Genomic DNA, 20,025 nt, shown 5'->3' on the forward strand with positions numbered 1-20,025 from the left:
GTGCCGGACGCGCTGGACGGGTCGGCATCTTCACTCGCGCGTCAGCACGAAGTGCCTGCGGATGCCGCCCACGGCCGAGGGCGCGACCCACAGGTCGAACTCGCCGGGCTCGACCACCGGCTTCATGTCGCGGCCGATGAACTGCAGGTCTTCGGCCGTGAGCGTGAACTCGACCTGCTCGGACGCGCCCGGCGCGATGCTCAGCTTGCGAAAGCCCTTGAGCTCGCGCACCGGCCGCGTCACGCTCGCGGCGCGCTCGGCAATGTAGAGCTGCACCACTTCCTCGGCGTCGCGCTGGCCGGTGTTGGTGACGGTGGCGCGCACGCGCAGCGTGCCGGCCAGCGGCATGCGCTCGCTGCTGAGCTCGACGCTGTCGTAGCGCACCGGCGAGTAGCCCAGGCCGAAGCCGAAGGGGTAGAGCGCCTCGTTCGTCGCGTCGATGAAGCGCGCCTTGAAGGCCGTCTCGGGCGCGTTGGCCGGCGTGGGCCGGCCGGTGCGCTTGTGGCCGTAGTAGTAGGGCACCTGGCCTGCGGTCTGCGGAAAGCTCACGGGCAGGCGGCCCGAAGGGTTGAAGTCGCCGAACAGCACATCGGCGATGGCGTGGCCGGTCTGCACGCCGAGGAACCAGGTGACGAGGATGGCGCGCGCATCGCGCACCGCGCCCTTCAGCGCCATGGCGCGGCCGTTGCTCAGCAGCACCACCACCGGCTTGCCGGTGGCGGCCACGGCCTCGGCCAGGTCCTGCTGCGCCTGCGGAATGCCGATGTCGCTGCGCGAGCGCGCCTCGCCCGACATCTTCTGGCTCTCGCCGATGGCCAGCAGCACCACGTCGGCGTCTTTGGCGGCGGCCACCGCGGCGTCGATGCCGCCGGGCAGCGCGCTCTCGATGCCCGAGCCGCGCACCACGTTCACCGACGAGCCGGGGCCGAGCGCGGCGCGCAGGCCCTGGTCGATGCCCACCGGCGCCGACTGGCCCGGGAACAGGCTCCAGGCGCCCATCAGGTCGATGGTGCCTTCGGCGAAAGGGCCGACCAGCGCGATCTTCGTGCCGGCCTTGGGCAGCGGCAGCAGCATGCGGTCGTTCTTCAGCATCACGATGGAGCGGCGCGCGTCCTCGCGGGCCAGCGCGATGAACTCGGGGTTCTCCACGCGTTGCGCGGCGGGCGGGCCGTCGAGCCCGCGCATCGGGTCGTCGAACAGGCCGAGCCGCTGCTTCACGTAGAGCACGCGTCGCACCGCTTCGTCCAGCCGCGCCATCGGCACCTCGCCCGAGGCCACGAGGTCGGGCAGGTAGCGCATGTACAGGCCGCTCTGCATGCTCACGTCGGTGCCGGCCATGAAGGCCTGCTTGGCGGCCTCGCGCGGGTTGGCGGCATAGCCGTGCTCCACCAGTTCTTCGTCGGCGGTGTAGTCGGACACCACGAAGCCCTTGAACTTCCACTCGTCGCGCAGCACGCCGGTGAGCAGCGCGGGGTTGGCGGTGGAGGGCACGCCGCCGATCTCGTTGAAGGCGCTCATGACCGACAGCGCACCCGCGTCCAGCGCGGCGCGAAACGGCGGCAGGTAGACCTCGCGCAGGGTGCGCTCGGAGATGTCGCTCACGTTGTAGTCGAGCCCGCCCTCGGCCGCGCCGTAGGCCGCGAAGTGCTTGGGCGTGGCCAGCATGGCGTCGGCGCGCGAGAGGTCGGGGCCCTGGAAGCCGCGCACGCGCGCGGCGGCGAACTGCCTGGCCAGGTACACGTCTTCGCCCACGCCTTCGAGCCCGCGGCCCCAGCGCGCGTCGCGCGCGATGTCGACCATGGGCGCGAAGGTCCAGCGAAAGCCGTCGGCCGTGGCCTCGACCGCCGCCGCGCGCGTGGTGCGCTCGGCCAGCGCGGGCTCCCAGCTCGAGGCCTCGGCCAGCGGCATCGGGAACATGGTGCGAAAGCCGTGGATCACGTCGGCGCCGAAGATCAGCGGAATGCCCAGGCGCGACTCGTTCACCGCGATCTGCTGCAGCCGGCGCTTGCCTTCGAGGCCGGCGTTGTTGAAGAGACCCGTGAGGCGCCCGGCGCGCACGTCGGCGGTTTCCTGCTGCGCGTTGCGCCAGCCGGCCTGCGGGTTGTTGGGGGTCTCGATGTCGGCGGGGCCGTACAGGCTGAGCTGGCCGGCTTTCTCCTGCACCGTCATGCGGGCGATGAGGGCTTCGATGCGGGCTTCGGGTGTCTGCGCGGCCGCGGGCGGCAGGAGGGAGGCGAGGAGGAGGAAGGCGGCGCAGGCGGGAGCGAAAAAGGACGCCAGGGAGCGCGGGGTTCGAACATGCATGGCCGCCTATTCTCCAGATATGGCAAACGCCCCGGTTCGGCGGGTTACCGCGCGTGCCGTAGGCGTTCGCCGATAGCTTGCCACGTGCAGCCCGCGGAGCTGTTTCGCCGCTCGTTATTGCGCGGTCGCGGCCCCGGGCGCCGGCCGCCGCAACAGCGCCCAGCCGAAGAGCGGCGCCGTGACGTACATCACCACCGAGTAGATCGCCGCCGGCAGCGCCAGCGGAAAGCTGCCCAGCACGCTCACCGCGATGAAGATGGCGAGCGTGGAGTTGTGGATGCCGATCTCGTAGCTGATGGCGGTGGCCAGCGGCTTGTCGAGGCCGGCGGCGCGGCTCAGGTAGTAGCCCGCGAACAGGCTCACGAGGTTGAACAGCACCACGGCCGGGCCGATCTGGGCGAAGGCGGCGGTGAGCGTGCTGAACTCGTTGGCGATGGCCAGCACCGTGACCACCGCGAGCACCACGCCGCTGAAGATCTTGGTCGGCTTTTCCATGCGCGCCGCGAAGGCGGGCCGGCGCGAGGCCACGAACATGCCGAGCGCCACCGGCACCAGCACGATGGCGATCACCTCCACCAGCTTGCGCGTCTGCAGGGGCACCACCTGGCCGCCATCGGCGAAATGGCCGATGGCCCAGTTGGCGATGAGCGGCAGCGTGACGATCGACAGCAGCGTGTTCACGGCCGTGAGCGAGATGTTCATGGCCACGTTGCCGCCGAACAGGTGCGAGAACAGGTTGGCCGAAATGCCGCCGGGCGAGGCCGCCAGCAGCATGAGCCCGACGGCGAACACCGGCGGCAGGCCGAAGCCCACGACGATCGCATAGCACGCGAGCGGCAGCCCGGCGACCTGCAGCACGAGCGCCAGCGTGACCGCCTTCGGGTGCTTGAAGAGCCGCCTGAAGTCGGCGGGCGAGAGCGAAAGCCCCAGCCCGAACATGACGAGCGCGAGCGCGCCGAACAGGAAGCGCGTGACGATGACGGTGGCGTCCATGGGGGTGTGTCTCCTCGGGGAATCCTGTGCTTGTTCTCGGTTGAAAAAACGGCCGCCAGCACCTGTCGCGCAGGCACTGGCAGCCGTGGAAAACGGGCGACCCCGGAGGGTCTCTGGTGTCTTACTGCTTGTAGCTGTCGTCGACGCGGTCGAGCTTGCGGATCAGCGAAGGCCACACGAACATGCCGCCGAGGCCGCCGCTCTGCACCTTCATCGCCTGGCCTACGCCGTCGATGATCTTCGGGTTCACGTGGGTGAGCTCGCTGCCGCCCGATTGCGCCGCGATCTGGATCTGGCAGGTGTTCTCGAAGGTGTACATCGACAGGAAGGCGTCGGCAATGGTCTTGCCGCAGGTCAGCAAGCCGTGGTTGCGCAGCATGAGGAAGTTGGCATGGCCCATGTCGGCCTGCAGGCGCGGCTTCTCGTCGTCGCGGAAGGCCACGCCTTCGTAGTCGTGATACGCCAGCGAGGCCAGCACGAAGGTCGACTGCTGGCTGATGGGCAGCACGCCGTTCTTTTGCGCGCTGACCGCGATGCCGGCCTTGGTGTGGGTGTGCAGCACGCACTGGATATCTTCACGCGCGGCATGCACCGCGCTGTGGATCACGAAGCCCGCCGGGTTCACCGGGTAGGGCGAGTCGATGACCTTGTTGCACTGCTGGTCGACCTTCACCAGGCTGGACGCGGTGATCTCGTCGAACATCAGGCCGTAGGGGTTGATCAGGAAGTGGTGCTCGGGGCCGGGCACGCGCGCGCTGATGTGCGTGAAGACCAGGTCGCTCCAGCCGTACAGCGCCACCAGGCGGTAGCAGGCGGCGAGGTCGACGCGAAGCTGCCATTCCTCGGCGGAGACGAGCTTCTGGATTTCGGGTTGGGAGAAGGCGTTCATTGGGGGGGTGTCCTTTTTGTGGGATGTGTCAGGCGGCGGCGGGCTCGGTGAGCGCGGCCTTGTAGATGCTCTGCCTGGGCTGGGCCATCACGCGGCGCAGCATCGGTTCGAATTCGCCGATGGGCAGGGTCTCGGCCTTGGGGTCGAAGGCGGGGTTGTCGTACAGCGCGCAGAACTCGGCCGTGTGCGCGTAGTGCGGGTGGTCCTTGAAGTTGTCGCGCATGTCGCGGTCCAGCCCGATGTGGTGAAAAAAGTAGTGGCCCTGGAAGATGCCGTGGTGCTGCACCATCCAGTGGTTGGCCTCGCTCACGAAGGGCTTGAGGATGGCCGCGGCGATGTCGGGGTGGTTGAAGCTGCCGAGCGTGTCGCCGATGTCGTGCAGCAGGGCGCACACCACGTATTCGTCGTCGCGGCCGTCGCGCAGGGCGCGCGTGGCGGTCTGCAGCGAGTGGGTGTAGCGGTCGACCGGAAAGCCGCCGTAGTCGCCTTCGAGGATCTGCAGGTGCTTGATCACGCGCGCGGGCAGGCCGCCCGTGAACTGCATGAACTCGCCGCCGATCAGTTGCCAGTCTTCGCGCGTGCTTTCCTGCATGCTCTTGAAACTTGCCCGTGCATTCATCGTGAGGGTCTCCGTCTTTTCTTGCGGGGTGTCGTGTGGTGTCTCGAGGTGTGGCCACTGTATGCCTGCGCTTGACGCTCAACTGTCAAGAATTTGACAATGCAGGCCTCTGGTAAACCCCCGCATGGCCACCTCTCCCAAACCCCGGATCTCACGTCTGTCGGCCGCGCACCGCGCCGCGCTGGAGCGCAACCCGTGGTTCACGAGCATTCCGCGCGTCCAGCGCGAGGCGCTGCTGGGCGCGGCCGCACTGCTGCACGTGCGCCGCGGCGCCATGGTGTTCCGCCAGGGCGACCCCATCCATGCGGCCGGCGGCGGCTTCTACGCGCTGGTGGCCGGCAGCATCAAGATCTCGTCGCTGCGCCAGGACGGGCGCGAGGCCATCCTCGCGGTGCTGGAGCCGGGCAACTGGTTCGGCGAGATCACGCTGATCGACGGCTCGCCGCGCACGCACGACGCCACCGCGCTCGAGGCGCTCGACCTGCTGGTGGTGCCGCCCGAGGCTTTCGTGCAGCTGATGCGCGACGGCGTGTTCGCCAACGCCATCGCCGCCATGCTGGCCGCCCGCGTGCGCATGCTCTACGGCCTGGCCGAGGACGCCACGCTGCGCAGCCTGCGCGCGCGCGTGGCGCACCGGCTGCTGGTGCTGGCACGCGGCGACGCCACGCAGTCGGTGCAGCTGCGGCACGACCTGAAGCTGCCGCAGGAGGCGCTGGCGATGATGCTGGGCATCACGCGCCAGACGCTGTCGAAGGAGCTCAACGCGCTGGCGGGCGAGGGCGTGATCGCGCTGGGCTACGGGCGCATCGAGCTGCTGTCGCTCGACGCGCTGCAGGCGCTGGTGAGCACGGGGTAGCAGGTGCCCCTGCCTGGCCCCGCGCGGGCCTCAGCGCAGCACGCGCCCGTCGGCCGAGATGCTGATCAGGTCGATGCTGCGCACGTTGTCGCGCAGGCCGGGGCGCAGGTTGATGCGAAAGCCGCCCACGTCGTAGTCGGTCATGCCGGTCATCACGCGCTGCAGGCTCGCGGTGGTGAAGCCGCGGCCCGCGCGGCGCACCGCCTCGCCGGCCGCCTTGGCGGCGATGAAGCCCTCGAGCCCTTCGTACGACGCGGCCTGGTCGGAGTTGTCGATGGCCGCCAGGTACTCCTTGACGATCGGGATGGCCGACGGCCGCGGCGACGGCACCACCTGCGAGATGACGATGCCGCCGATGTCCTTGCCCAGCGTGGCGTAGAGCGGGTCGATGCCGACGATCGAGAAGGCCATGAAGTTGCCCGCGTAGCCGCTCTTGCGCAGCTTGCGGATGGCGTTGGCCGTGGTGCCCGACAGCGACACCAGCACGATGGCCTGGGGCGACTTCGACTGCACGGTCTTCAAGGCGGCGTCGAGCTTGTCGCCGCTGGGCGGCACCAGCGCGGTGGCCACCATGGGAGGCAGCTTCAGCTCGGTGATGGCCTGCTCGACCGCCGCGAGGCCGGCGCGGCCCATGGCGTCGTCGTCGCCGACCAGCGCCACGCGCGTCTGCCCCACGGTGGCGCACTGGCGCACGATCTTGAGGGCCTCGTCGATCATGCCGGGGCGCACATGGAACACGTTCGGGTGGTCGGCGGCGCGCAGCGTGTCGGAGGCGGCGAAGGGGGCGAACAGCAGGCTGCCCTGCTGCGTGGCGACGCTGGCGCCGGCCTCGCTGCTGGCGGTGCCGACAAAGCCGAACAGCATGTCGGCCTTGTTCGTGGTGAGCAGGGTGCGCGCGTTGGCGGTGGCGCGGGCCGCGTCGTAGCCGTCGTCGAGCTGCAGCAGCTTCAGCTGGAGGCCCGTGGCGGCGTTGCGTTCGTTGAAGTCGGTCACCGCGAGGCGGCTGCCGGCGGCGAAGGCGCTGCCGATTTCACCGGCGCCGCCCGTGAGCGGCACCGATTGCCCCAGCAGCACGACCCGCGCCGCACCGCCACCGCCGCCGCCGCTGGCCGCGCGTGCCGCCTGCGCCATGGCGGAGCCCGCCACGCTGCCCATGCCGCTCCCCAGGAGCAGTGCACCCCCGGCCTTCCCGAGCCATTCCCTGCGCGATGTGTTCATAGGACACTTTCTTAAACAGTAGTAAAAAAGTGTAGCAATTTCGAGGCCAAGGGGGAAGACGGCGGGTGCTCCAGAATTGCCCTGATGAAATCAGCTGTCCGATGGTGTGGGGTGGGGGTGTTGCTGGCACTGGCGGGGTGCATGGCGACGGGGCCGAGGCATGTCGAATCGACGCAGACGCAGACGCAGACGCAGCCGCAGCCGCAGACGCAGCCGCAGCCGCAGACGCAGACGCAGACGCAGCCGCAGCCGCAGACGCAGACGCAGATGCAGCCGCAAGCGCCTGTGCCCGCGGTCCAGGAGATCGCGGTGACCGCGCCGCCGCAGTCACCACCGCAGTCGGCGGTGGAGGTGTCGGCGCCGCGCGCGGTCGCTCCGGCGCCCGTGACGCAGGCGGTCCTCCGCAAGCGGATGGAGCCGAACTACCCCAAGGAAATGCTCGAGCAGGACCAGCCGGGCGAGGTGGTGCTGAGCTTCGCCATCGGCGAGACGGGCGTGCCCGAAGACGTGCGGATCGAGCGGTCCACGCACCCGGCCTTTTCGAAGGCGGTGATGGCGGTGGTGCCGTACTGGCGTTTCGACCCGGCGCGCGCGGCGGACGGCCGCGTGGTGCGCACCCGGGTGCGGGTGCCGCTCAAGTTCAGGACGGATTGACGGACCCCGCGGCGGGAGCGCCGCTCAGGCCTTGCGTTCGAACACCAGGTCCCACACGCCGTGGCCCAGCTTGATGCCGCGGTTCTCGAACTTGGTGAGCGGCCGGTACGCGGGCTTGGGCGCGTAGGCCTCGGCCGTGTTGCGCAGCAGCGGCTCGCCGGAGAGCACCTCCAGCATCTGCTCGGCATAGGGCTGCCAGTCGGTGGCGCAGTGGATGTAGCCGCCGCGGCGCAGGTGCTGCGCCAGCTTGGTCACGAACTCGGGCTGGATCAGCCGGCGCTTGTTGTGGCGCTTCTTGTGCCACGGGTCGGGGAAGAACACGTGTACGCCGTCCAGCGTGCCGGGCTGCAGCATGTGGTCGAGCACGTCGACCGCGTCGTGCGCGCAGATGCGGATGTTCGACAGCGATTGCTCGCCGATGCGCTTGAGCAGCGCGCCCACGCCGGGCTCGTGCACTTCGCAGCAGAAGAAGTTGGTCTCGGGCAGCACGGTCGCGATGTGCGCCGTGGCCTCGCCCATGCCGAAGCCGATTTCCAGCACGGTGGGGCCGGCGCGGCCGCCGAAGGCCTCGCTCAGGTCGATCGGCTCAGGCTTGTAGGGCACGAGGTACAGCGGGCCCAGTTCGGAAAAGGCGCGTGCCTGCCCGTCGGTGGTGCGGCCGCCGCGTTTGACGAAGCTCTTGAGGCGGCGGTGCAGCGGATGCGGCTTGCCCGCGTCCTCGCTGTCTTCGGAAGCGGGCGCATCGTCGCTGGGCGGGAGGTCGTGGGGCACTGTGTCGGGAAAATTCATTACGGCCGCGAATTGTAGAGAGCGCGCCACTGCGGCACCCAAGCGGCCAGGGCGTCCGCGCAATGGCGGGCCGTGGCGGGCCCCAGGCCGAGCATGTGCGCGGCATCGCCGAGGGCGGCCAGCGCGGCTTCCGGCGTACCGGTGTCTATCGCCGTGGCGCCGTTCTGCTTCGACAGCTTGTCGCCGTCGGCGCCGCGCACCAGCGGCGTGTGCAGGTAGCTCGGCGTGGCCAAGCCCAGCGCGCGCTGCAGCAGGACCTGGCGCGCGGTGTTGTCGGCCAGGTCTTCGCCGCGGACCACGTCGCTCACGCCCTGTTCGGCGTCGTCGACCACCACCGCGAGCTGGTAGGCCCACGGGCCGTCGGCGCGGCGCAGCACGAAGTCGCCGACCTCCGCGGCCACGTCCTGGCATTGGGGTCCCAGGCGGCGGTCGCTCCAGTGCAGCGGGTTGTCCGCCGCGAACTTCCCGGTGGCAAAGCGCCAGGCGCGCGCGGGCTTGCCGTGCAGGCCGCTGCGGCAGGTGCCGGGGTACACGCGCTCGCCGTGCCGCTCGGGCGTGCGGCCCAGCCGCGCCAGCGCCTCGCTGATGTCCTTGCGCGAGCAGCCGCAGGGGTAGGCGAGGCCGAGGGCCTGCAGCCGCGCCAGCGCGGCGTCGTAGCGCGCCGTGCGCTGCGTCTGCCACACCGGCGTTTCGTCGGGCAGCAGGGCGCAGGCGGCCAGCTGCCGCAGGATGTGCTCGCCCATGCCGGGCAGGCAGCGTTCGGTGTCGGCGTCCTCGATGCGGATCAGCCAGCGCGCTTGCGGGCCGCGTGCGCGCACGTCGAGCCAGCTGGCGAGCGCGGCCACCAGCGAGCCCGCATGCAGCGGCCCGGTGGGCGAGGGCGCGAAGCGGCCGGTCTCCCCCATCCGCGGATCAGATGACCTGCAGCGCGAGCGACAGGCCCGAGAGGAACGCGTCTTCCACGCGGTGGCCGGTGCACCAGTCGCCGGCCACGCCGATGCGCGCCTTGGCGTCCCACAGGTGCGTGGTGCCCACGGGCACCTGCGTTTGCGCTTCGTTCCAGCGCAGCGCCTGTGCGTGCGCGGGCGTGGCGTAGATGCCGGTGATCTCGGAGAACGCGCGCAGCAGCTTGGCCTCGATGCGCGCGGGCGTGTCGCGCAGGTGTTCCTGCGACCAGGTGGCGCTGGCCTGCAGCGTCCAGCGCTCGATGCGTTCGCGCCCGGGCTTGGACGATTCGCGCGCCAGCCAGGCCACGCGGTGGTGGTTGCTGCGCGCCGCGTTCCACTGCGGGCCCAGGTGCGACATGGTGGGCTGGTTGGCCTGGGGGAAGGCGATCATCAGCGTCCAGCAGGGCGCGATGGTCACGCGTTCGATCTTGCGGCTGAGCGTGGCCGAGAGCTTGCCGTCGCCCAGCAGCGCGCGGGCGCCCGCGGGTGGCACGGCGAGCAGCACGGCGTCGAAGCCGGAGTACACGTGCGTCGAGTCTTCGGCGCCCGCGGTGCGCAGCTGCCAGCGTTTCGGGTCGAGCGCGTCGGGTTCGATCTGCGTCACCTGCGTGTCGGTGACGAGGCTGTTGCCCAGCGGCAGCGCCCAGTGCGCCACCAGCGCGTCCATGCCGGGCTGGGCCACCCAGTGGGGCTCGAGCGAGGGCAGTGCCGCTTCGGCCACGCGGCCGTGGGCGTCGAGCACGCGCACGAGGTTGGCGCTCCAGCGCTTGCACACGCCGGGCGTGGCCTCGAGCGCCAGCGCGAAGCGCGCATCGCGCACGGTGAAGTACTGTGCGCCGCTGTCGAAGCGCCCGAACGTGGTGTCGACGCTGGCCATGCGGCCGCCGGCCGTGGCCCGGCTTTCGAACACCGTGACCTTGTGGCCGGCTTGCACCAGCGTTCTCGCACAGGCCACCCCGGCGATGCCGGCGCCGACGACGGCGTAATGGCGCGGGGTGGCTGGGGTTCGGTGGCGGTCGGCCGGCTTGGCCGGCTTCTTTGCAGTTGCGCGAGTGGTCATGACGAACGCTTTCTTCTGGAGGGAATGCGGTTGGATGTGTCTGCACTCTACATCGGTCCGGCAGCCGCTTCGCCTGAGGGCACACCCTTAGCGCCGCCGCGCGGATCCTCGGCAATACTCATCAACCGCTCGTGGGGAGACGGCCCTCACCGTCCCCGATGCCGTTCGAGCAGCGCACGCCGCGTGCCCTCGTGCTCGAACTGCGCCAGCCACCATTCGAGCGCGCGCCCCGGCTTGCCCGCGCTGCGCACGCGCCATGCGCAATGCAGCGCGCCGCGCGGCGGCTTGCGCTCGGTCTCCAGCTCCACCAGGTGGCCGGCCTCGATGTACGGCCGCGCCATCGGCTCGGGCAGAAAGCCCCCGCCCAGCCCGTGCAGTTGCGCCGCCACCTTGGCCTGCATGCTCGGCACCGTGAGCACGTCCTGCCCACCCATGAGGTTCACGGTCATGGGCGTGCCGTGGCGGGCCGAGTCCGCCGCGGCCACCGCGCGGTGCTGGCGCATCACGACGTCGCTCAACGGCTGGGCCACGCGTGCCAGCGGATGGTGCGGCGCCACGGCATAGACGAAGGGCAACTCGCCCAGCAGCCGGCTGCGGATGCCGGTGGCGGTGAAGGTCAGGCTGTCCGCGTCGAGCACCGCGCCAATGGCCAGGTCGGCCTCGCCGCTGGTCAGCGCCTCGATGGTGCCGAACAGCGTCTCGTCGCGCAGCTTGAGGCGCGTGGGCGGCTCCAGCGCGAAGAAGGCCGTGGCCAGGTCGAGCAGCGGGTCGCGCGCGATCACGCTGTCTACCGCGATGGTCAGCATCGGCTCCCAGCCGGTGGCCACGCGCTTCACGCGGTTGGCCACCGCGTCGATCTCGGTGAGCAGGCGGTCGGCCTCGCGCAGCAGTTCGGCGCCGGCCTCGGTCACCTTGGCCTGGCGCGCGCTGCGGTCGAACAGCAGCACGTCGAGCGCGTCCTCGATCTGGCGCACCCGGTAGCTCAGCGCGCTGGGCACCAGGTCGAGCGCGCGGGCGGCGGCGGCAAAGCTGCCGGTGGCGGCCACGGTCTGGAGCATGGCGAGGGCGTCGGGGGTCAGCACGTCGCGGGGACTGGGCATGGCGGCTCCATTGATCAAAATATTTGAATGGTGCCATCAAACCGCGGCGTCTTTTCAAAGGGGGTGCGGACCTAAAGTTCCCTACATCCGCTGCGCATCCGGCGCGGCATACGAAGAAGGCCCGGACCACCCCCCAAGGGGCTGGGCAGGCCACAAGAAGGAGTTCGACGATGTTGCAAGTTCGTAAATCCCAGGAACGCGGTTATGCAGACCATGGCTGGCTGCGCTCGTTCCACAGCTTTTCGTTCGCCGGTTACTACGACCCGGCCCACATGGGCTTCGGCAACCTGCGCGTGATCAACGAAGACCGCGTGGCGGCGGGCGCCGGCTTCGGCACCCACGGCCACAAGGACATGGAGATCATCAGCTACGTGCTCTCGGGCGAGCTGGCGCACAAGGACAGCATGGGCAACGTGGAAAGCATTCCGCCGGGCGACGTGCAGCGCATGAGCGCGGGCCGCGGCGTGATGCACAGCGAGTTCAACCACAAGGCCGACGAGACCACCCACTTTCTGCAGATCTGGATCCTGCCGAAGGAGCGCGGCATTGCGCCGGGCTACGAGCAAAAGCAGTTCTCCGACGCCGAGAAGCGCGGCAAGCTGCGCCTGGTGGCCTCGCCCGACGGCAGCGACGGCTCGGTGACGGTGAATGCCGACGCCCGCCTGTACGCCGGCCTGCTCGACGGTGAGGAGAAGGCCAGCCTGGCGCTCGACCCGGCCCGCAAGAGCTATGTGCACCTGGTGCGCGGCGAGCTCGAGGTGAACGGCCAGAAGCTCGTGGGCGGCGACGCCGCGATGCTCGAAGGCGAATCGCAGCTGGCGCTGGCCGGCGGCAAGGACGCCGAAGTGCTGGTGTTCGACCTGGCCGCCTGATGTTCCCCGGCCGGGCGCTCGTCGCCCGGCTTTTCCTGTTCCCGTTTCAATTTCAACAACCGAGGAGTTTTTCAACCATGGCAACCACAACCAACCACCCCCTTGCTGCAGCCCAGGACACGCTGGCGCTGATCGGCCGCATCCTGATCGCCACGCTGTTCATCCCCGCCGGCTTCGGCAAGCTGATGGGCTTCGCGGGCACCGTCGGCTACATCACCAAGGTGGCGGGCCTGCCGCTGCCCGAGGTCGCGGCAGCGATCGCGATCATCGTGGAACTGGGCCTGGGCATTGCGCTGCTGGTCGGCTTCAAGGCGCGCTGGACGGCGCTGATCATGGCGGTCTTCACCGTGGCGACGGCGCTGTTCTTCCACAAGTTCTGGGCCGACGCGACGCAGAACATCCAGTTCTTCAAGAACATGGCCATCGCCGGCGGCCTGCTGTCGTTTGCCGCCTTCGGTCCCGGCCGCTTCAGCATCGACAGGAACTGAGCGCTTTCTTCTTTCCGTTTCCCGGGGCACGATCACGCCGAATGGCGTGCTCTGCCCCGAAATGCCTCCCGCATTCCGCCTTCCGCTTTCGGGCTCGCCCTCGACGCTCTCATTCAATCCCTGGAGAAAAACCCAATGGCCAACATCGTCGTCGTCTTCCATTCCGGCTACGGCCACACCCAGCGCGTGGCGCAAGCCGTGGCCGACAGCGCCGGCGCGCAGCTGCTGGCCATCGATGCCGACGGCAACCTGGCCGAAGGCGGCTGGGACCTGCTGGCCGCGGCCGACATGATCGTCTTCGGCTCGCCCACCTACATGGGCGGCGTGAGCTGGCAGTTCAAGAAGTTCGCCGATGCGTCCTCCAAGGTCTGGTACACGCAAGGCTGGAAGGACAAGCTCTTCGCCGGCTTCACCAACAGCGCCACCATGAACGGCGACAAGGTCACCACCATGACCTACCTGTGGACGCTGGCCATGCAGCACAGCGGCCTGTGGGTCAGCATGGGCATCCTGCCGACCAACAACAAGGCCGCCACGCGCGACTCGATGAACTACGTGGGCGGCTACGGCGGCCTGCTGACGCAGTCGCCGTCGGACGCGAGCTCGGCCGAGATCCCCAAGGGCGACCTCGACACCGCGCGCGCGTTCGGCGAGCGTCTTGCCGCGGTGGCAACATCGCGCGCCTGATTCGAGAAATTCAACAAGCGACATCCCCCACGGAGAACACAATGACCGACACCACCCCCGAACCCCAACTGCTCCAACCGCACGACAAGGACCTGGGCGGTGGCTTCAAGGTGCGGCGCCTGCTGCCGGCGGCGCAGCGCCGCTCGGTCGGCCCGTTCGTGTTCTTCGACCATTTCGGCCCGGCCACCGAACAGCCCGGTAGCGAGCACGATGTGCGGCCGCACCCGCACATCGGGCTCTCGACCGTCACCTACCTGTTCAAGGGCGCGATGATGCATCGCGACAGCATCGGCAGCGTGCAGGAAATCCAGCCCGGCGCCATCAACTGGATGACCGCCGGGCGCGGCATCGTGCACTCCGAGCGCAAGCCCGAGCGCCTGAAGGCCGACACCTACGAGAACCACGGCCTGCAACTGTGGGCCGCGCTGCCGCAGGCGCATGAAGAAACCGAACCCAGCTTCGAGCACACGCCGGCCGGGGCTATTCCCGAACTGGCGGAGCAGGGCGTGGCCGTGCGCGTGCTGGTGGGCGAGGCCTTCGGCGCGCGTTCGCCGGTGAAGACGCTCTCGCAGACTCTGTACCTCGACATCGCCTTGCCCGCGGGCGCGCGCTTCACCTTGCCCGCGCTGGCGCCGGAGATGGCCGTCTACGCGGTCGATGCCGACATCGCCGTGAACGGCGAGCCGGTGGCGGTGCACACCATGGCCGTGCTGCCCGACGGGCAGGGCGCCGTGCTCACCGCCAGCAGCGACGCGCGCCTGATGGTGATCGGCGGCGAGCCGCTGGACGGCCCGCGCTACATCACCTGGAATTTCGTCTCCAGCCGGCGCGAGCGCATCCTCGAGGCCGGCGCCGACTGGGCCGCCCAGCGCATGGGCCACGTGCCCGGCGAGACCGAGTTCATTCCGCTGCCGGGCAAGCCCTTCGGCGTGCGCGAGCCCGACACGGGCACCACACCCGTCTGAGCCGGGTGCCGCAGGCCTGGTACGACTTCCACCTGAAGGACCGGCTCGCGCAGCTGCTGAAGGCCGGCGCTACGTGGGCCTGACGCCGGCGGAGGTGTTCACCGACGCCGACGGCGAGCGCATGCTGGCGTTCGCGCAGAAGCTCAGGTAGGCCTGCGCGCAGGAAGAAAAAAAGGGCCCGATGCATCGGGCCCTTTTTGTTGTCCGCATGGCGCTCGCGGCGCCAGCGAAATTGCGTCTTACTCGTTGCCCATGGCCACGGTCTCGGATGGGCCTGCACCCGCCGGCGCCTTCGGCAGCTCGACGACCGCATTGCGACCGCCACGGGCGCGCCAGGCCGAGAAGCCCACGCCGGCCAGCAGCAGCACGCACAGGCCGATGAAGGTGCCGCTGATCGGGCGCGTCACGAACACCGTCATGTCGCCACGCGAGAGCAGCAGGGCGCGGCGGAAGTTCTCTTCCACCATCGGCCCGAGCACGAAGCCCAGCAGAATGGGTGCCACCGAGAATTCGAGCGACATCAGCAGGGCGCCGACGATGCCGAACACCAGCACTTCCCAGATCTGGAACAGGCTGTTCTGCGTGCTGTACACGCCGGTCGCAATGAAGAACATCGCGGCCGGGAACAGGTACTTGTAGGGCACCTTCAACAGCTTCACCCACACGCCGATCAGCGGCACGTTCAGCACCACCAGGATCACGTTGCCGATCCAGAACGAGGCGATCAGGCCCCAGAAGATGTCCGGATGCTCGGTGATGAGCTGCGGGCCGGGCTGGATGCCCTGGATCAGCAGCGCACCCAGGATCAGCGCCATCACCGCGTCGCCGGGAATGCCCAGGCTCATCGTCGGGATGAAGTCGACCTGCGTCTTCGAGTGGGCCGAGGCCTCGGGGCCCGCCACGCCTTCGATCATGCCGGTGCCGAACTTGTTCGGCGTCTTCGACACCTTGCGCTCCAGTGCGTAGGCAATGAAGGTGGTGATGGTCGGGCCCGTGCCGGGCATGGCGCCGAACACCGTGCCGACGATGGTGCCGCGGATCATCGCGGGGAAGGCGCGCTTGAGCTCTTCCTTGCTCGGGCGCATGTCGCTCAGCTTGAGCGTGCCGGTGTCGCCGATGCTCTTCATGCGGTTCACGTTGAGCAGGAAGTCGGCCACGCCGAACAGGCCCATCGAGATGGCCACCAGCTCCAGGCCGTCGCTGAGTTCAGGCAGGCCGAACGCGAAGCGGAAGCTGCCGCTGTTCACGTCGGTGCCGACCACGCCGCACAGCAGGCCGAAGAGGGTCATGGCCACGCCCTTGAGCGGCGAGCCGCGCGACATGGTGGAACCGGCCAGCAGGCCCAGCAGCATGATCGAGAAGATCTCGGTCGGGCCGAACTTGAACGCGATCTGCACCAGCAACGGCGAAGCGAAGATCATCACGATGATGCCGACCGAGGCCGCGAAGAACGAGGCGATCATCGTGATCCCGAGCGCCACGCCCCCCTTGCCCTGCTTGGTCATCGGGTACCCGTCCAGACAGGTCACCGCATGCGGCGGGTGCGACGGCATGTTCATCAGGATGGCGCCGATGGCACCGCCGTACTGCGAGCCGTAGAAGATGCCGGCCAGCATCAGGATGGCGGGCACCGGGTGCATCACGTAGGTGAGCGGCAGCAGGATCGAGATGGCCTGCAGCGCGCCCATGCCCGGCAGCACGCCGATCAGGTTGCCCACCAGCACGCCAAAGAAGGACCACATCAGGTTCGAGCCCTGGAAGGCCACGCCGAAGCCGAACCACAGGTCGTGTAGCGATTGACCAATCATGATTTCAGCCTCCCCACTGGAACAGGGGGAGCTGCAGCTTGAGCGCCCACCAGAAAATGACCACGGCGATGAAGCACATCGCCAGCGACAGCAGCAGCGCTTCGGTCAGCGTGTTGTCGCGGTCGCCGAGCGCCGAGATGAACACGATCGCGAAAGTCGCCGGCAGCAGGCCGCCGTACTCGCCGAACAGCAGGAACGCGAGGATGCCCAGGATGATGCAGATGCCGCCGCGGATGTCCGGCATGCCGCCCGGATGGCCGTGCGACGCGGCTTCTTCGCTCGCGCCTTCGGCAACCTTGTCGCCGCGCGCCGAGACTGCAATGAGCAACCCGGTGAGTGCCAGCAACGCGCCGAGCGCGACCGGGAAGAAGCCCGGCCCCATGTGCGCGAGTTCGCCCACGCGGTAGCCGATGCCGGCATAGACGGCGGCCAGGCCGATGACGATCAGCAGTGCGCCGCCGTAGTAGTCTTTCTTGAATTTCGATACGGGCCGAAGCGCGTGCGAGGCCGGATTTTCACCGTGCGGGTGCTGCATAAGTCTCCTTCGTTGGGAAGGAGCGCAGTCTAGGAATCGAGGCTTTCAATCGCCTTTCGGAGTAGTCGCAAAGGGCTCGCCGGACCTCAAAATACGTGTAATCACGTACCGTCGTATCCGGTGAAACCCTTGGAAAAACGGGCCTCGGCAGGCCCTTCGCGCTGGCGCCGCGCGCGCGTCAGGCCGCGCTCAACGGCAGCCTGAGGATGGCGCGCAGGCCACCGCCGTTTGCGCGCTCCGGCATGTCGGCATGGCCGAGCTCGATGTCGCCGCCGTTGCGCCGCGCATAGCTGCGCGCGATGGTCAGGCCGAGGCCGGCGCCCTGTGTCGCGGCCTGCGCCGAGCCAGCAGCCGATGCGGGGTCGCGGTGGAAGCGCTCGAACACGCTCTCGCGCCGCTCGGGCGCAATGCCGGGGCCGTTGTCGCACACCTCGGCCAGCGCATGCGACGCGTCGCGCCGCACCGCCACCGTGATGTTGCCGCCGCGCGGCGTGTACTTGATGGCGTTGTGCACGAGGTTGGCGAGCACCTCGTGCAGCTCGGCGGCGTTGGCCTTCACGGGCACCACCGGCGGGTCGTCCTCGTCGCCGGCGTCGACCCAGCCCAGGTCCTGGTCGTGCTCGCGCGCCAGCGGCAGGTACTGCAGCACCACGCCGCGCGCGATGGCGTTCAGGTCGACCACGGCATGCTCGGCCGGCGCGACCTCGTCTTCGGTGGTGGCATGGGCCAGCGCCAGCAGCTGTTCGCTGAGCCGCCGCGTGCGCGACAGCTGCGCCACGATGGCGTGCAGCGACTCGCGCATGCGCGCAGGGTCGGTCTCGCGCACCGCGTAGCCGGCCTGGATCGACAGGATGCTCAGCGGCGTGCGCAGCTGGTGCGAGGCGTCGGCCAGGAACTGCGAGTGCTCGGCCAGCATGCGCCGGTGGCTCGCGATGTGGTGGTTCACCGCGTCGACCAGCGGCGCCACTTCCTGCGGCACGCCGCTCGCGTCGAGCGGCTTCAGGTCGTCGGGCGAACGCTCGCGCAGCGAACGGCGCAGGCGCTCCAGCGGGCGCAGCGTCCAGGCCACGCCCAGCCACACCAGCAGCGCCATCACCAGCACCATGCGCGTGTCGCGCAACAGCTCCTGGCGCAGCGACTCGGCCTGCGCCTCGGTGCGCGGGCCGGTGCCCTCGGCCGCCTGGACGAGCACGCTGTAGGCCACGCCGGGGTGCACCGTGTCGTACACGGTCTGGCGCAGCGCGGCCACGCGCACGGGGTGCTGCTCGTGCACCGCGTCGTAGAACACCGGCGTGCCGTCGGGCGGGCGCTGCGCCGGGCGCGGCAGCCCGGGCACGCCCATGAGCGTGGTCTCGGGCGAGTGCACGTCGAGCGTCTCGCCCTTGGGAATGCGCTGCACGCCGACGTGCAGGTACTTGTAGCGCAGGTGCGTCGACTCGAACATCGCCTGGATCGAGAAGGGCTCCTGCACGCGCACGCTGCCGTCGCTGGCCACCACGATGCCGTTGGCCAGCGCCTGCACGGGCTCCAGCAGGCTCTGGTCGTAGGCGACCACGAGCGAATCGGTCAGCGCCTGGTAGTCGTTCCAGCTGTCCAGGGCCAGCAGCGCGACGATGCCGGGCAGCAGCAGCGCGAGCAGGCGCGCGCGGATGCCGAAGCGCTGCGGCGCCTCGTGCGCCTCAGTCGGCGAGGGCGCTGTCGGAGCCGGCGGCGGGGCCTGAGGATCCATCGGCAATGCTTTCGAGCATGTAGCCCAGGCCGCGCACGGTGACGATGCGCACGTCGCTGTCCGCCAGCTTGCGCCGCAGCCGGTGCAGCACCACCTCGATGGCGTCGGGCCCCGCGGTGCTGTCGTTGGTGAACACCTTGGCGAACAGCTGCGACTTGCCCACCGGCGAGCCGCTGCGCATCAGCAAGGCGGTGAGCGCGGCCTGCTCGCGCGGCGTGAGCGACAGCAGCGTGCCGCGCAGCGTGAAGGCATGGCTTTCGCTGTCGTAGGAGAGCGAGGCGCACTGCAGGCGCGGGTGCTGCTTGCCGCGGCTGCGGCGCACCAGCGCGGCCAGGCGCGCCTCGAGCTCGACCAGCTCGAAGGGCTTGGTCAGGAAGTCGTCGGCGCCCAGGTTCAGGCCGCGCACGCGGTCCTGCAGCGCGCCCTGCGCCGTGAGGATCAGCACCGGCGTGCGGTCGTCGGCGTTGCGCATGTCGGCCAGCACGCTCAGGCCGTGCTTGTCGGGCAGGCGCAGGTCGAGCACCACGGCGTCGTACTCGGTGCCGGCCATGAAGGCCTCGGCCGTGCGCGCGTCGGGTGCGTGGTCGGCCACGAAGCCGCTCTGGGTCAACGCCCGGATCAGCCACGAGGCCATGTCCAGTTCGTCTTCCACCAGGAGGATGCGCATGGGGCGTGGCCGGTCAGTTCGTTGAGGGGGCGGCTACTTTTTCAGGCCGAGGTTCAGGTCGACGTCTTCCGATGCGCGCGCGCTGGCATCGGCCGCGCGGGCGCTCAGGTCGGGGGCCAGGGCGCGCCGGCCGTCGAACACGAAGCAGTCGCCGTGGTAGTGCGCGCCGCCGACCTCCTCGAAGTACTTGAGGATGCCGCCCTCGAGCTGCAGCACATGCTCGATGCCTTCCTCGCGCATCAGGATGGCCGCCTTCTCGCAGCGGATGCCGCCGGTGCAGAAGCTCACCACCGTCTTGCCCGCGAAATCGGCGCGGTGCTCCTTGAGCGCGGGCGGGAACTCGGTGAATTTGGTGATGCGCCAGTCGATCGCGCCGTCGAAGCTGCCTTCGTCGACCTCGAAGCCGTTGCGCGTGTCGAGCAGGGCGATTTCGCGGCCTTCGTCGTCGTGGCCCTGGTCGAGCCAGCGCTTGAGCGTGGGCGCGTCCACGCCCGGCGCCCGGCCCGCGGAGGGCTGGATGGCGGGGTGGTCCATGCGGATGATCTCGCGCTTGAGCTTGACCAGCATGCGCCGGAACGGCTGCGCCGCGGACCAGCTTTCCTTGGCTTCCAGGTCGGCAAAGCGCGCATCGGCACGCAAATGGGCCAGAAAAGCACGTATGCCGTCGGCCGGGCCGGCCAGGAACAGGTTGATACCCTCGGGCGCCAGCAGGATGGTGCCCATGAGGTCCAGGTCCTGCGCGCGGGCGCGCAGGTCTTCGCGCAGCTCGGGGCTGTCGTCGATGGCCACGAACTTGTAGGCCGCGATATTCAAAATCTCTTGCACGGGGGGCGATTGTAGGGATC

The 20,025-nt window shown here is 69.5% G+C and carries 20 protein-coding genes; 6 read left to right on the forward strand and 14 right to left on the reverse strand.

Annotation, left to right across the window (positions count from 1 at the left end):
• Positions 1–30: 30 nt before the first annotated feature.
• The 4 genes from BM013_RS21670 to BM013_RS21685 all read right to left on the reverse strand — a co-directional run bounded on the left by BM013_RS21670 (position 31) and on the right by BM013_RS21685 (position 4,805).
• A complete protein-coding gene (locus BM013_RS21670) occupies positions 31–2,304 on the reverse strand; it encodes a glycoside hydrolase family 3 N-terminal domain-containing protein (protein ID WP_093129714.1) in 2,274 nt (757 codons plus the stop codon).
• A gap of 114 nt (positions 2,305–2,418) precedes the next feature.
• On the reverse strand, positions 2,419–3,297 hold the full coding sequence (locus BM013_RS21675) for a bile acid:sodium symporter family protein (RefSeq protein WP_093129715.1): 879 nt from the start codon (positions 3,295–3,297) through the stop codon (positions 2,419–2,421).
• Between the two features lie 121 nt (positions 3,298–3,418).
• Positions 3,419–4,186 carry a class II aldolase/adducin family protein gene (locus tag BM013_RS21680; protein ID WP_093129716.1) on the reverse strand — a complete coding sequence of 256 codons (768 nt, stop codon included), beginning with the start codon at positions 4,184–4,186 and terminating at the stop codon, positions 3,419–3,421.
• A 28-nt stretch (positions 4,187–4,214) separates the two neighbouring features.
• Entirely contained in the window at positions 4,215–4,805 is a 591-nt protein-coding gene (locus BM013_RS21685; protein ID WP_093129717.1) for an HD domain-containing protein, read from the reverse strand.
• A gap of 124 nt (positions 4,806–4,929) precedes the next feature.
• Between BM013_RS21685 and BM013_RS21690 the strand changes: the two genes are divergently transcribed.
• Positions 4,930–5,661, forward strand: coding sequence for a Crp/Fnr family transcriptional regulator (locus BM013_RS21690; RefSeq protein WP_093129718.1), 732 nt, complete (start codon positions 4,930–4,932; stop codon positions 5,659–5,661).
• 30 nt (positions 5,662–5,691) lie between these two features.
• Here BM013_RS21690 and BM013_RS21695 read toward each other — a convergent pair whose 3' ends face one another.
• Positions 5,692–6,879 (reverse strand): ABC transporter substrate-binding protein, encoded by a 1,188-nt coding sequence (locus tag BM013_RS21695; protein ID WP_093129719.1) that lies wholly within the window; start codon positions 6,877–6,879, stop codon positions 5,692–5,694.
• Between the two features lie 141 nt (positions 6,880–7,020).
• Between BM013_RS21695 and BM013_RS21700 the strand changes: the two genes are divergently transcribed.
• Positions 7,021–7,533 (forward strand): TonB family protein, encoded by a 513-nt coding sequence (locus BM013_RS21700; protein WP_093129720.1) that lies wholly within the window; start codon positions 7,021–7,023, stop codon positions 7,531–7,533.
• A 24-nt stretch (positions 7,534–7,557) separates the two neighbouring features.
• On the opposite strand, the gene trmB is transcribed toward BM013_RS21700, so the two are convergent.
• The 4 genes from trmB to BM013_RS21720 all read right to left on the reverse strand — a co-directional run bounded on the left by trmB (position 7,558) and on the right by BM013_RS21720 (position 11,429).
• Complete coding sequence (gene trmB, locus BM013_RS21705; RefSeq protein WP_093129721.1) at positions 7,558–8,322, reverse strand: tRNA (guanosine(46)-N7)-methyltransferase TrmB; 765 nt, start codon at positions 8,320–8,322, stop codon at positions 7,558–7,560.
• Positions 8,322–9,227 (reverse strand): tRNA glutamyl-Q(34) synthetase GluQRS, encoded by a 906-nt coding sequence (gene gluQRS / locus BM013_RS21710; RefSeq protein ID WP_093129722.1) that lies wholly within the window; start codon positions 9,225–9,227, stop codon positions 8,322–8,324. Before gluQRS ends, trmB begins: the two co-directional genes overlap by 1 nt.
• Before the next feature lie 7 nt (positions 9,228–9,234).
• Complete coding sequence (locus BM013_RS21715; RefSeq protein ID WP_093129723.1) at positions 9,235–10,329, reverse strand: NAD(P)/FAD-dependent oxidoreductase; 1,095 nt, start codon at positions 10,327–10,329, stop codon at positions 9,235–9,237.
• Positions 10,330–10,475: 146 nt separating this feature from the next.
• A complete protein-coding gene (locus BM013_RS21720; RefSeq protein WP_093129724.1) occupies positions 10,476–11,429 on the reverse strand; it encodes a LysR substrate-binding domain-containing protein in 954 nt (317 codons plus the stop codon).
• A gap of 170 nt (positions 11,430–11,599) precedes the next feature.
• Between BM013_RS21720 and BM013_RS21725 the strand changes: the two genes are divergently transcribed.
• The 4 genes from BM013_RS21725 (at position 11,600) to BM013_RS21740 (ending at position 14,441) form a co-directional block, all read left to right on the forward strand.
• The gene (locus BM013_RS21725; RefSeq protein WP_093129725.1) at positions 11,600–12,301 is read left to right on the forward strand and encodes a pirin family protein; all 702 of its coding nucleotides are present in this window, start codon (positions 11,600–11,602) and stop codon (positions 12,299–12,301) included.
• A gap of 77 nt (positions 12,302–12,378) precedes the next feature.
• A complete protein-coding gene (locus BM013_RS21730) occupies positions 12,379–12,789 on the forward strand; it encodes a DoxX family protein (RefSeq protein WP_093129726.1) in 411 nt (136 codons plus the stop codon).
• A gap of 135 nt (positions 12,790–12,924) precedes the next feature.
• On the forward strand, positions 12,925–13,476 hold the full coding sequence (locus BM013_RS21735) for a flavodoxin family protein (protein WP_093129727.1): 552 nt from the start codon (positions 12,925–12,927) through the stop codon (positions 13,474–13,476).
• Positions 13,477–13,517: 41 nt separating this feature from the next.
• The gene (locus BM013_RS21740; protein ID WP_093129728.1) at positions 13,518–14,441 is read left to right on the forward strand and encodes a pirin family protein; all 924 of its coding nucleotides are present in this window, start codon (positions 13,518–13,520) and stop codon (positions 14,439–14,441) included.
• Positions 14,442–14,680: 239 nt separating this feature from the next.
• On the opposite strand, the gene BM013_RS21745 is transcribed toward BM013_RS21740, so the two are convergent.
• The 5 genes from BM013_RS21745 to BM013_RS21765 all read right to left on the reverse strand — a co-directional run bounded on the left by BM013_RS21745 (position 14,681) and on the right by BM013_RS21765 (position 20,005).
• The gene (locus BM013_RS21745; RefSeq protein ID WP_093129729.1) at positions 14,681–16,249 is read right to left on the reverse strand and encodes a tripartite tricarboxylate transporter permease; all 1,569 of its coding nucleotides are present in this window, start codon (positions 16,247–16,249) and stop codon (positions 14,681–14,683) included.
• Positions 16,250–16,253: 4 nt separating this feature from the next.
• Positions 16,254–16,784: a tripartite tricarboxylate transporter TctB family protein gene (locus BM013_RS21750; protein WP_177206543.1), complete on the reverse strand. Its 531-nt coding sequence runs from the start codon at positions 16,782–16,784 to the stop codon at positions 16,254–16,256.
• A gap of 178 nt (positions 16,785–16,962) precedes the next feature.
• Positions 16,963–18,513, reverse strand: a complete 1,551-nt coding sequence (locus tag BM013_RS21755) for a sensor histidine kinase (protein ID WP_093129730.1) — start codon at positions 18,511–18,513, stop codon at positions 16,963–16,965.
• Positions 18,464–19,180 (reverse strand): response regulator, encoded by a 717-nt coding sequence (locus BM013_RS21760; RefSeq protein ID WP_093129731.1) that lies wholly within the window; start codon positions 19,178–19,180, stop codon positions 18,464–18,466. Before BM013_RS21760 ends, BM013_RS21755 begins: the two co-directional genes overlap by 50 nt.
• Before the next feature lie 33 nt (positions 19,181–19,213).
• On the reverse strand, positions 19,214–20,005 hold the full coding sequence (locus BM013_RS21765; RefSeq protein WP_093129732.1) for a sulfurtransferase: 792 nt from the start codon (positions 20,003–20,005) through the stop codon (positions 19,214–19,216).
• Positions 20,006–20,025: the final 20 nt, after the last annotated feature.

The sequence above is a fragment of the Variovorax sp. OK605 genome (assembly GCF_900115445.1).
Classification (GTDB): Bacteria; Pseudomonadota; Gammaproteobacteria; order Burkholderiales; family Burkholderiaceae_C; genus Variovorax.

Excerpts from the sequence above, each read along its gene's own strand:
- BM013_RS21670 (WP_093129714.1), bottom strand. The coding sequence starts at position 2,304 with ATGCATGTTCGAACCCCGCGCTCCCTGGCGTCCTTTTTCGCTCCCGCC.
- BM013_RS21675 (WP_093129715.1), bottom strand. The coding sequence starts at position 3,297 with ATGGACGCCACCGTCATCGTCACGCGCTTCCTGTTCGGCGCGCTCGCG.
- BM013_RS21680 (WP_093129716.1), bottom strand. The coding sequence starts at position 4,186 with ATGAACGCCTTCTCCCAACCCGAAATCCAGAAGCTCGTCTCCGCCGAG.
- BM013_RS21685 (WP_093129717.1), bottom strand. The coding sequence starts at position 4,805 with ATGAATGCACGGGCAAGTTTCAAGAGCATGCAGGAAAGCACGCGCGAA.
- BM013_RS21690 (WP_093129718.1), top strand. The coding sequence starts at position 4,930 with ATGGCCACCTCTCCCAAACCCCGGATCTCACGTCTGTCGGCCGCGCAC.
- BM013_RS21695 (WP_093129719.1), bottom strand. The coding sequence starts at position 6,879 with ATGAACACATCGCGCAGGGAATGGCTCGGGAAGGCCGGGGGTGCACTG.
- BM013_RS21700 (WP_093129720.1), top strand. The coding sequence starts at position 7,021 with ATGGCGACGGGGCCGAGGCATGTCGAATCGACGCAGACGCAGACGCAG.
- trmB (WP_093129721.1), bottom strand. The coding sequence starts at position 8,322 with ATGAATTTTCCCGACACAGTGCCCCACGACCTCCCGCCCAGCGACGAT.
- gluQRS (WP_093129722.1), bottom strand. The coding sequence starts at position 9,227 with ATGGGGGAGACCGGCCGCTTCGCGCCCTCGCCCACCGGGCCGCTGCAT.
- BM013_RS21715 (WP_093129723.1), bottom strand. The coding sequence starts at position 10,329 with ATGACCACTCGCGCAACTGCAAAGAAGCCGGCCAAGCCGGCCGACCGC.
- BM013_RS21720 (WP_093129724.1), bottom strand. The coding sequence starts at position 11,429 with ATGCCCAGTCCCCGCGACGTGCTGACCCCCGACGCCCTCGCCATGCTC.
- BM013_RS21725 (WP_093129725.1), top strand. The coding sequence starts at position 11,600 with ATGTTGCAAGTTCGTAAATCCCAGGAACGCGGTTATGCAGACCATGGC.
- BM013_RS21730 (WP_093129726.1), top strand. The coding sequence starts at position 12,379 with ATGGCAACCACAACCAACCACCCCCTTGCTGCAGCCCAGGACACGCTG.
- BM013_RS21735 (WP_093129727.1), top strand. The coding sequence starts at position 12,925 with ATGGCCAACATCGTCGTCGTCTTCCATTCCGGCTACGGCCACACCCAG.
- BM013_RS21740 (WP_093129728.1), top strand. The coding sequence starts at position 13,518 with ATGACCGACACCACCCCCGAACCCCAACTGCTCCAACCGCACGACAAG.
- BM013_RS21745 (WP_093129729.1), bottom strand. The coding sequence starts at position 16,249 with ATGATTGGTCAATCGCTACACGACCTGTGGTTCGGCTTCGGCGTGGCC.
- BM013_RS21750 (WP_177206543.1), bottom strand. The coding sequence starts at position 16,784 with ATGCAGCACCCGCACGGTGAAAATCCGGCCTCGCACGCGCTTCGGCCC.
- BM013_RS21755 (WP_093129730.1), bottom strand. The coding sequence starts at position 18,513 with ATGGATCCTCAGGCCCCGCCGCCGGCTCCGACAGCGCCCTCGCCGACT.
- BM013_RS21760 (WP_093129731.1), bottom strand. The coding sequence starts at position 19,180 with ATGCGCATCCTCCTGGTGGAAGACGAACTGGACATGGCCTCGTGGCTG.